Below are 9,783 nucleotides of genomic sequence, written 5' to 3'. Positions count from 1 at the left end.
ATATCCGGCGTTTGGCGCGGCGGTTTAGGCTCGAGCAGGAAGAAAACTGAAACGGTCTGTGTTCACGGCGCGGTGAGCGCGCGTAGCGAAGGAGGCGGAGCTTCTTCCTCACGCACCGAAGGCGCACGGGTCCCGGCGTCTTGCGTCAGCCATAAAAAAAGCCCTCGCATTCGAGGGCTGGACTCGCGGACGCAACGGCGTCGGCTTCTCAAGCGCGGCAAGCGCCTTTCCGGCTCAGACGTTGAACAGGAAGTGCAGCACGTCGCCGTCCTTGACGATGTACTCCTTGCCTTCCGCGCGCATCTTGCCCGCGTCCTTCGCGCCCTGTTCGCCCTTGTAGGCAATGAAGTCGTCGTAGGCGATGGTCTGCGAGCGGATGAAACCGCGTTCGAAGTCGGTGTGGATCACGCCTGCGGCCTGCGGCGCGGTGGCGCCGATGGGCACGGTCCAGGCTCGCACTTCCTTGACGCCCGCAGTGAAGTAGGTCTGCAGGCCCAGGAGCTTGAAGGCGGCGCGGATCAGGCGGTTCAGGCCCGGCTCGTCCTGGCCCATCTCCTGCAGGAACATCAGGCGGTCGTCTTCCTCCATGTCGGCCAGCTCGGCCTCGGTCTTCGCGCAGATGGCGACCACCGGGGCGTTCTGGGCCGCCGCATACTCGCGCAGCCGATCGAGGAAGGGGTTGTTCTCGAAGCCGTTTTCATCGACGTTGCCGACGAACATCGCCGGCTTGGCGGTGATCAGGCACAGCGGCTTGAGCACCGCCTGCTCCTCCTTGCTGAAGGGGATGCTGCGCACCGGCTTGCCTTCGTTGAGCGAGGCCTCGCACTGCTTGAGCACGTCGACCAGCCGCTGAGCTTCCTTGTCGCCGCCGGCGCGCGCGACCTTGGTGTAGCGCTGCAGGCTTTTCTCGACAGTCGCCAGGTCGGCCAGGCAGAGCTCGGTCTGGATCACCTCGATGTCGGAAATCGGGTCGACCTTGCCGGCCACGTGGATCACATTGGGGTCGTCGAAGCAGCGCACCACGTTGACGATGGCGTCGGTCTCGCGGATGTGGGCCAGGAACTGGTTGCCCAGGCCCTCGCCCTTGGAGGCGCCCGCCACCAGGCCGGCGATGTCGACGAATTCGACGATGGCCGGCACCACCCGCTCGGGCTTGACGATCTCGGCCAGTGCCTGCAGCCGCGGGTCGGGCAGCTCCACCACACCCACATTGGGCTCGATGGTGCAGAACGGGTAGTTCTCGGCGGCGATGCCGGCTTTGGTCAGGGCGTTGAAAAGCGTGGACTTGCCGACGTTGGGCAGGCCGACGATGCCGCATTTGAGGCTCATGGCGGGCGTTCCGGGGTAGGAGGGAAAGGAGCGATTTTACGGGGCGGCGGCCTGCCCCCGGCCGCACGCCAGCCTTGGCCGCAGCGCCGGCCCGGGCTTCGCGGGCCGGCTCACGCGGCCGTGAGCGGCGCGGCGAATGCCGGCCCGTCTCAGAAGTTGAGGCTGGCGCGACCTTTGCCGCCCACCGTCAGCAGGTGCTCCAGCCCCTGCAGCATGATGGCGTTCATGCCGAAGGTGACGGCGCCGTCCAGGCGGGCGTCGCTGCGGTAGGTGGCCAGGGTGTCGCCGGGTTCGTGGCCGGTCTCGCCGGTCAGCGGGTCGACATTGGGGATGGTGCAGCGCGTGCAGGGCTTGACCAGCTGCAGCCGCACCAGGCCCTGGCCGGTTTCGATCTGGAGTTCGTCGAAGTAGTCCTCGGCATGCGGGTCGAGGTCACCGGCGATCACGATGTTGGGACGGAAACGCTCCACTGCCACCGGCCGACGGCCGCGGATCAGCAGCCGGTCGTTGAGTGCGTCGAGCGAGGACTGCGACACCACCATGTAGGGATAGCCGTCGCTGAACTGGTTCTCGGCCTCGCGGCCGTCGGTCCACTTGGGGTCGGACAGGCGCTTGAACTCCGGATCGAAACGCACCAGGCGCAGCCGGCGGCCCAGGAAGTCGCTGAACCACTGGGCGGCCAGGTCGCCCATGTCGTAGGCGCGCACCACCTCGTTCCACAGCCGCACGCGCACCGCTTCCTCGACGCTGTCGTAGGCCACGTGCAACGCCAGCATGCCGGGCGCGCGCAGCACCATGTCGGTATGCCGCAGGGTGGGGCGGATCAGCGCCATGCGCGGCAACTCACGCTGGGTGACGAAGCTGCCTTCCTCATCGACCACCATCCAGGCGCGGTCGAACTCCAGCCCGGTTTCGATGATCAGGGACTCGGGCAGCGAGACGCCCGCGCAGGACTTGATCGGGTAGACGTACAGCCCCGTGACGACAAAGGTCGGATCGCTCACTTGAGTATTCCCTTGAGAAGTTGTTCTTTCAGCTTCTCCCGGGCGGCCTCCCGCGTTTCACGGGATGGGCCGGGCGCGGAGGCCGCGGCGCCGGGAGCGGTGGCGGAGGCGGGGGTCTTGATGCCGAGCTTGTCCTTCAGCTTCTCTTCCAGCCTGTCTTTTACCGCGGTTTCGGCCGCCTGGGCTGCCACGGCGGACCATTGCACTTGCCAGCCGGGGCTTTCCAGCGCCCCGCTGAGGTGCACCGGCACCGTCAGCCCGCGCAGCGCGGCCAGCTCGTCGCCGCCCTGGCCCTTGCTGGTGTTGGCGATACTGGCCCGGGCCAGATAGTCGATGCGGCTGCGGCCGATGTCGATATCGCCTTCGCCGCCCAAGCGTAGGAAGGGGCTTTTGAGGTCAAGGTCCTCGTTGCGGGCCACGCCGTCGGCAATGCGGAAACTCGCGTTCAGCTCCGAGAAGTCGGTCTTCTCGGTCTCGCGCGCCTGCTGCATGCGGTCCTGGCGCATCGCCAGCGCGGCCTTGGCCTCGCGCAGTGTGCGGGCCAGGTTGATGCCCTTGAGCGCGCCGTCGCGCAGCTGCAGCGCCGCCTGCCCCGCCAGGCGCGACTTCATCTCGTTGACGCTCTTGCCGGTGGCCTCGAGGTCGAGGCTGATGCGGCCCTTGCCCTCCAGCAGGTCCTTTTGCGCCACGTCGCGCAGCGCGGCCTGGATGTCGATGTTCTCGCCGCTGCCCTTGAGCAGCACGCGCTGGGCCCGTGCATCGGCAAAGGCACTGGCGTCGATGCTGCCGCCCCAGATGCGGCCGGCGAGGGTGGAGACCCTCAGCATGCCGCCGTCGAGCGTGGCCTCGACGCGCGCATCGTGAAGCTGGTAGGGCCGCCAGGCGAGCCGGCCGGCCTTGAGCGAGAGGCTGCCTTGCAGCCGGCGCAGCGGCGACAGGTCGACCGGCGTGTCGGTCGGAACCGGATGGGAGGCCGGGCCGGAGGTGCTGCCGCGGCCGGCCGGCGCCGGTGGCGGCTCGGCCAGCAGGGTGTTGAGGTCCAGCGAGTTGAATTCGCCGCGCGCCTTGAGCGTGGTCACGGTGCCGGCGAACAGGGCCTGGCCCTCGGTGTTGAAGCGGTTGTCGTTGAGGGCGCCGCCGAGCTGCCACGATGCCGCCTGCGTCGAGCCGGCGGCGCGGCCCTCCAGGTCGACCGCCAGCGGCTTGAGCGCCGGGTCCTGCAGGCGCGCCTGCACCTTCAGCGCGTCCAGCGTGAGAGCGGCCTTGGCCGGCTCGATCGCGAGGTCGGCCCGCACCGTGCCCGAGACCTGGCGCGTGCCGCTGCTGCTGAGCACCGCCTCGAAGCCGGGCAACCGCACCCGGTCAAAGTTGCCGCTGGGGGCCGCCGAACGGAAGTTCGCCTTCCAGGGCTGGGCGCCGCCGAGCGAGAGTTCTCCGGTGAGGGCGCTGCCCTGCAGCGCCTGGCCTTGCACCTGCAGCTGCGGCCATTGCAGGGCCGCGGCGATGGGCTGCTTGTCGCGCACCGCGCGAGCCTGCAGCGCGAGCTGCTCGATGCTCAGCGAGCGGGCCTGTGGTTCGTAGGCGAAACGCCCCACACTGAGTGTCGAAGGCTCGAGCTTGAGCGCGCCCAGCATCGCGCGGGCCTCGAGCGTCAGGCCCTCGGCGCGCAGCGCGCCGTGGCCGCCCTGGTAGGCCAGGCTGCCGCTCAGGCGGGTGTCGAGTTCGCGCAGGCCGAAGGCGTGGCCCTGGAAACCGAGCCGGGCTTCGCGCAGGTCCACCGAGCCGCTGGCGAGGTCCAGCTTGAGCAGGCTCTCCGCCTGCAGCTGGCCTTCGAGCGCCGGTTCCTGCAGCGCCAGCCGCGCCTCCAGCTTGAGCGGCGACTCGGTGCGGTCGGCCAGCCGGCCCAGCGAGAGCGAGCCCAGCTCGACCTCGCCGCGCAGCCGGGCCGGCACGTCGGCCAGGCGCACCCGCACGTCGCTCAGCTCGACCGCCTGGACGTCGAACTGCGGCGGCGGGCCAGCGTCCGGCGGGTCCTGCGGCGCCTTGTCGTCCGCGGGCTTCAGCAGGTCGTCGATGTTGCGGCGGCCCTGCGCGTCGCGGGTGTAGTTGAGCCGCACACCGCGGGCGCTGAGACGGTCCACCACCAGCTGCTTGCGCAGCAGGGGCATCACGCGGACGGCGAGCGCCGCTTCCTCCAGGTGCAGGAACTCGTCGGAACGCTGGTGTTCGCTGAGTGTCACCTCGCGCAGCGTCACCTCCAGCCGGGGGAAGACGCTCAGACCGACCGGGCCGTCGATCACGAGCGTGCGCTGCTTGTGATCGCGCATCCACTCGACCAGGAGGCCCCGGTAGCGGTTCGCGTCGAAACTGGCGACCAGCCAGGCGGCCGCCGCCGCCAGCACGAGCAGCAGGACGCCGAAGGCCAGTGCCAGCCGTTTCATCCAGGGTTTGATCGAGAGTGTCCGTGTCGCTTGCATCGTTCCTATTGTGCCGAGAGGCAGGCGGGCCCGGCCAGGCTGCGCATCCCGCGGCAGCGACCGCCCGCCTACAATGCCTCGGCATGAAGGCCTTTGACGTTTCGATACAGGGCAGCGGCATCGTCGCCAAGACCCTGGCGCTGAGCCTGGCCCGGCTCGGGCTGCAGGTGGCGCTGGCTCGCGCGCCCGCAGCCCCGGCGGAAGACGTGCGGGCTTATGCGCTGAGCGCCAAGTCGGTGAACCTGCTGCGCGATCTCAAGGTCTGGAGCGGCCTGCCGGCGCGAGCCGCGACGCCGGTCTACGAGATGCGTGTCGAAGGCGACGCCGGCCCGGCTGCTGCGCTGGAGTTCAGCGCCTGGGAACAGGGGGTCGGCGAGCTGGCCTGGATCGTCGACGCCGCGGCGCTCGAAGCCTCGCTGTCGCAGGCGGTGCGTTTCCAGGCCCATGTCACCGAGACCGAGACGGTCGCGCGGGCCGCGCTGGTCGCGATCTGCGAAGGCAAGGCCTCGGCCGAGCGCGAGGCACGCGGTGTCGAATGGCAGCGCCACGGCTACGGCCAGACCGCGATCGCCGCCCGCCTGGTGGCCGACCGGCCGCACCGCGGCATCGCGCGCCAGTGGTTCCGCTCGCCCGATGTGCTGGCGCTGCTGCCCTTCGACCTGCCCGAGGCCGGCCGCAGCTACGGCCTGGTGTGGTCGCTGCCGGAATCGCGTGCGGCCGAGCTGATGGCGCTCGACGATGTCGCCTTCAACACAGCCCTGGAGGAAGCCACCGGCACGCAGGGCGGTGCCGGCGTGCTGCAGCTGCAGTCGGCGCGCGCCAGCTGGCCGCTGTCGCTGGCCCAGGCGAGCCGCTGGAGCGGCCCGGGCTGGGTGCTGCTCGGCGACGCGGCCCACGTGGTGCATCCCCTGGCGGGCCAGGGCCTCAACCTGGGGCTGGCCGATGTCGAGGTGTTGACGCGGGTGATGCGCGAGCGCGAGTCGTGGCGCTCCCCCGGCGACGACAAGCTGCTGCGCCGATATGAGCGGGCGCGTACCGTACCGACCTGGGCCATGGGCCGGGTCACCGACGGGCTTCTGCACCTCTTCGCGGCCGATGCCGCGCCGTTGCGGGAACTTCGCAACCGCGGGCTGAGTCTAGTGAACCAGCTTTCCCCCTTGAAGCGCTGGCTGACCGGCCGCGCACTCGATTCCTGAGGAACACATCCCGATGTCCATGACGATGCGCCGAGCGGTCGCCACCGCCTTTTTGTCCCTGGCCGCGGCGAGCAGCTTCGCGCAGGAAGCGACCATCCGCAAGAACCTCGCCGAGCGCCTGCCCAACGTGCCGAAGATCGACGAGATCTCGAAGACCCCGATCGAGGGGATCTACGAGGTGCGCATCGGCACCGACGTGGTCTATACCGATGCCGAGGGCAACTACCTGATCCAGGGCGACATCATCGACACCCGGGTTCGCAAGAACCTGACCCAGGAGCGCATCGGCAAGCTCACGGCGATCGACTTCGCCAGCCTGCCGCTGAAGGACGCGATCGTCTGGAAAAGCGGCACCGGCAAGCGCAAGATCGCGGTCTTCGCCGATCCCAACTGCGGCTACTGCAAGCGTTTCGAACGCGACCTCCTCGACGTCAAGGACGTGACGGTCTACACCTTCCTCTTCCCTATCCTGGCGCCGGATTCGACCACCAAGTCCAACGCGATCTGGTGTGCCAAGGACCGCACCAAGGCCTGGCAGGACTGGATGATCCGCGGTATCGCACCGGCCGCCGCGCCGGCCGGCTGCTCGACGCCGGTGGCGCGCAACACCGAGCTGGGCCGCAAGCACCGCATCACCGGGACGCCGGCCCTGGTGTTCGAGGACGGCACCCGCATCCCGGGCGCGCTGAATACCCAACAGATCGAACAGCACCTGGCCCAGGTGGCCGGCGCCGTGCCCCGCTGAACGGGGCCGGCGGTCGCCCGAGCGGTGGCCGACGCGACAAAACGCCGCGCTGGAACAGCGCGGCGTTGTCGTTTGGGGCCGACGTTCCCGGCGCTCCAAGGGGCCAAGGGCCAGGGTGTCTCAGCGCACCTGCGCGGGAGCGGGTTGGGCGGCCAGGCGGGTGGCGGCCTGGTTTTTCGCGACCAGCTCCTGGTAGGCGACCGGGTCGAAGACCGGCTGGTTCAGCAGGGCGTACTCGCCGTTGGCCTGGGCGCGGCGCAGTTCGGCGATCACTTCGGCACGGGTCAGCTGCGACTTGCCATTGGGCGCCGGGTCTTGGACGGCTTCCTGGGCCTGGGCGCCGAAGGACAGCAGGGCGGAGGTGGACAGCAGGGCGGCGGCGATCAGCTTGTTCATGACAGTTCCTTCTTCAAGATATGTGAATGAGTTCGGAGCTGGCGTCTCGCTGTGGTGTTGCGCGTCTCCGATGGCTCAATCTTCGGGTTTTCCCGCTGTTCGATAAATCAGTCGCCTGGAAATGAACTGTTGCTCCAGAGAGAAGAATCGCCCGGGCCCGCGCCTGGCAGCCCGACCTTGCTGCGGCGACAATCGGCGCTTCCTGTTTGTCTCGGAGAAACAAGTTGACTGGTGCTGCGAGCCGGGCCCCGAGCCCGGCGGGCCCGAACCCCATCGCCCTGAAACTGGGCTATGCGGGCCTGATCCCCTTCGTGCTGGGCGCGGCCCTGGTGTGGCTGGTGCATCCCGAGGTGCTGCACCACGTCGCCTACCCGCTGGCCGGCTACGCGGCCCTGGTGCTGTCTTTCCTGGGCGGCATCCACTGGGGCCTGGCGATGCGCCAGAGCGTGCCTTCGCCCCGCCTGTATGCCTGGGGTGTGATGCCCTCGCTGGTGGCCTGGGTCGGTGTCGTGATGCCACCCTATGCCGGGCTGGTGGTGCTGGGCGCGATGCTGGTGGTCTGTTATGCGGTCGACCGGCGCGTCTACCCGCGCCAGGGCGCCGGCGCCTGGCTGGTGCTGCGTTTCCGCCTCACCGCGGTGGGCAGCCTGAGTTGTTTCCTCGCGGCCGCCGGCACTTGAGCCGGGCGGCCCTGAACGAGTCTTGCCGATGATTTCCTACCGCATCGAACCCCTGGACCTGCACGCTCACCTGTTTCGCGTCAGCGTGCGCATCACCGAGCCTGCGGCGGAGCAGCGCGTGTCGCTGCCGGTCTGGATCCCCGGCAGCTACCTGGTGCGCGAGTTCCAGCGCCATCTGCAGCGGCTGTCGGCGCGCCAGGGCAGCCGGGCGCTGAACGTCGAGCAGCTCGACAAGGCCAGCTGGCTGCTGCGCTGCCAGGGCCGGGCGGCCTTGGAGCTGAGCTATGAGGTGTATGCCTTCGACACCTCGGTGCGGGCCGCCTTTCTCGATGCGACCCGCGGCTTCTTCAACGGGACCGGCGTCTTCCTGCGTGTCGAGGGGCGCGAGCAGGAACCGCAGCGCCTCGAAATTCGCGGCCTGCCGCGCGGCTGGAAGGTGGCGACGGCACTGCCGGCCGTGCAGGTCGACGCCCGTGGGCAGGGGGCCTACGAGGCGGCCGACTACGACGAGCTGGTCGACCAGCCGGTCGAGCTGGGCGACTTCTGGCGCGCCGAATTCCGGGCCGGCGGCGTGGTGCACGAGCTGGTCGTCGCCGGCGCACTGCCGGGCTTCGACGGCGAGCGCCTGCTCAAGGACACGCGGCGCATCTGCGAGGCCCAGATCGCCTTCTGGCATGGCCGCAAGCGCCCGCCCTTCAAGCGTTACGTGTTCCTGCTCAACGCGGCGGAGGACAACTACGGCGGGCTCGAGCACCGTGCGAGCACCGCACTGATCTGCTCTCGGCGCGACCTGCCGCGCGAGGGCGACAGCGGCCAGAGCGACGGCTACGTCACGCTGCTGGGCCTGATCAGCCACGAGTACTTCCACACCTGGAACGTCAAGCGACTGCGCCCGGTCGAGTTCGCCCGCTACGACTACACGCAGGAGAACTACACACGCCTGCTGTGGTTCTTCGAGGGTTTCACGTCCTATTACGACGACCTGTTCCTGGTGCGCACGGGACTGATCGACGAGGCGCGCTACATGAAGCTGCTGGGCAAGACGATAGGCGGCGTGCTGGCCACCCCCGGGCGGCAGCTGCAGAGCGTCGCGCAGGCCAGCTACGACGCCTGGATCCGCTACTACCGGCAGGACGAGAACAGCGTCAATTCCACCGTCAGCTACTACACCAAAGGGTCGCTGGTCGCGCTGGCGCTGGACCTGCAACTGCGCAGCGAGGGCCGCGGCTCGCTCGACGAAGTGATGCTGGAGCTGTGGCGGCGATCCTCCGGCGGGCCGGTCAGCGAGGCCGACATCTCGGCGGCGCTGGAGCAGGTGTCGGGTCGGTCTTATGAGGACGAGCTGGCGCGTTGGGTGCACGGCACCGCCGACCTGCCGCTGCCCGCCCTGCTGCAAGCAGCGGCCATTGCCTGGAAGGACCAGCCCGCGCCGCTGGCCCAGCGCCTGGGCCTGAGGTCGGCCGACGGCGCCGGCGGCGTCGTGCAGGTCAAGGCGGTGGTGCGCGGCGGCGCAGCCGAGCAGGCCGGGCTGGCGGCCGGCGACGAGCTGCTGGCCGTGAACGACTGGCGCCTGCGCAAGCTCGAGGACCTGCCCTTGCTGGCCGCTCCCGGTGGCCCGCTGGAACTGCTGGTCGCGCGCGACCAGCGCCTGCTGCGACTGCGCGCCCGGCTGCCCGATGCCGAGTCGGTCCAGGGGCCCGTGATGCTCGGACCCGCGGCCCAGGCCGCGCCCGAGGCGCTCGCCCTGCGCGAGGCATGGCTGGGCCGACGCTGAGGCCCTTCCCGGCGCCGCGGCCTCGCCGCCTGCGGCGCGCGCTCACTTTGCTGCTGCTCGTGCTGACGGTGGTGGCGCTGCACCTGTGGCTGACCGGCGAGCTGAGCCGGCGCCTCGGCGCGGCGGGCAGCGCCGCCGAACCGCAGCGCCTGCAGGCGCTGTACATGCGCCAGCTGCAGCCG

At 69.7% G+C, this 9,783-nt stretch carries 9 protein-coding genes; 5 read left to right on the top strand and 4 right to left on the bottom strand.

Annotated elements, in window-relative coordinates; translation table 11 throughout:
- Positions 1 to 234 precede the first annotated feature (234 nt).
- The 3 genes from ychF to OOT46_RS04255 form a co-directional block, all read right to left on the bottom strand.
- Positions 235 to 1,329: a redox-regulated ATPase YchF gene (gene ychF, locus OOT46_RS04265; RefSeq protein WP_265402346.1), complete on the bottom strand. Its 1,095-nt coding sequence runs from the start codon at positions 1,327 to 1,329 to the stop codon at positions 235 to 237.
- 149 nt (positions 1,330 to 1,478) lie between these two features.
- Positions 1,479 to 2,333 carry an MOSC domain-containing protein gene (locus OOT46_RS04260; RefSeq protein ID WP_265402345.1) on the bottom strand — a complete coding sequence of 285 codons (855 nt, stop codon included), beginning with the start codon at positions 2,331 to 2,333 and terminating at the stop codon, positions 1,479 to 1,481.
- On the bottom strand, positions 2,330 to 4,810 hold the full coding sequence (locus OOT46_RS04255) for an AsmA family protein (RefSeq protein ID WP_265402344.1): 2,481 nt from the start codon (positions 4,808 to 4,810) through the stop codon (positions 2,330 to 2,332). The genes OOT46_RS04260 and OOT46_RS04255 overlap by 4 nt, the downstream gene beginning before the upstream one ends.
- Positions 4,811 to 4,893: 83 nt before the next feature.
- Here OOT46_RS04255 and OOT46_RS04250 point away from each other — a divergent pair, with 83 nt between their 5' ends.
- Both OOT46_RS04250 and OOT46_RS04245 read left to right on the top strand, forming a co-directional pair.
- Positions 4,894 to 6,006, top strand: a complete 1,113-nt coding sequence (locus OOT46_RS04250; protein ID WP_265402343.1) for an FAD-dependent monooxygenase — start codon at positions 4,894 to 4,896, stop codon at positions 6,004 to 6,006.
- 13 nt (positions 6,007 to 6,019) lie between these two features.
- Complete coding sequence (locus OOT46_RS04245; RefSeq protein WP_416136150.1) at positions 6,020 to 6,751, top strand: DsbC family protein; 732 nt, start codon at positions 6,020 to 6,022, stop codon at positions 6,749 to 6,751.
- A 120-nt stretch (positions 6,752 to 6,871) separates the two neighbouring features.
- Here the strand turns inward: OOT46_RS04245 and OOT46_RS04240 are convergent, their stop codons facing one another.
- On the bottom strand, positions 6,872 to 7,147 hold the full coding sequence (locus OOT46_RS04240; protein ID WP_265402342.1) for a DUF4148 domain-containing protein: 276 nt from the start codon (positions 7,145 to 7,147) through the stop codon (positions 6,872 to 6,874).
- Between the two features lie 224 nt (positions 7,148 to 7,371).
- On the opposite strand from OOT46_RS04240, the gene OOT46_RS04235 reads away from it, so the two are divergent.
- From OOT46_RS04235 to OOT46_RS04225, 3 genes are all read left to right on the top strand, one after another.
- The gene (locus OOT46_RS04235; RefSeq protein ID WP_265402341.1) at positions 7,372 to 7,827 is read left to right on the top strand and encodes a DUF3429 domain-containing protein; all 456 of its coding nucleotides are present in this window, start codon (positions 7,372 to 7,374) and stop codon (positions 7,825 to 7,827) included.
- 28 nt (positions 7,828 to 7,855) lie between these two features.
- Positions 7,856 to 9,601 (top strand): M61 family metallopeptidase, encoded by a 1,746-nt coding sequence (locus tag OOT46_RS04230; protein ID WP_265402340.1) that lies wholly within the window; start codon positions 7,856 to 7,858, stop codon positions 9,599 to 9,601.
- A partial coding sequence (locus OOT46_RS04225; protein WP_265402339.1) for a hypothetical protein occupies positions 9,583 to 9,783 on the top strand: 201 nt, incomplete at its 3' end. The genes OOT46_RS04230 and OOT46_RS04225, both read left to right, overlap by 19 nt.

Source organism: Aquabacterium sp. A7-Y (assembly GCF_026153205.1).
Taxonomy (GTDB): Bacteria; Pseudomonadota; Gammaproteobacteria; order Burkholderiales; family Burkholderiaceae_C; genus Caldimonas.
This window is presented reverse-complemented; position numbering and strand designations above follow the sequence as displayed.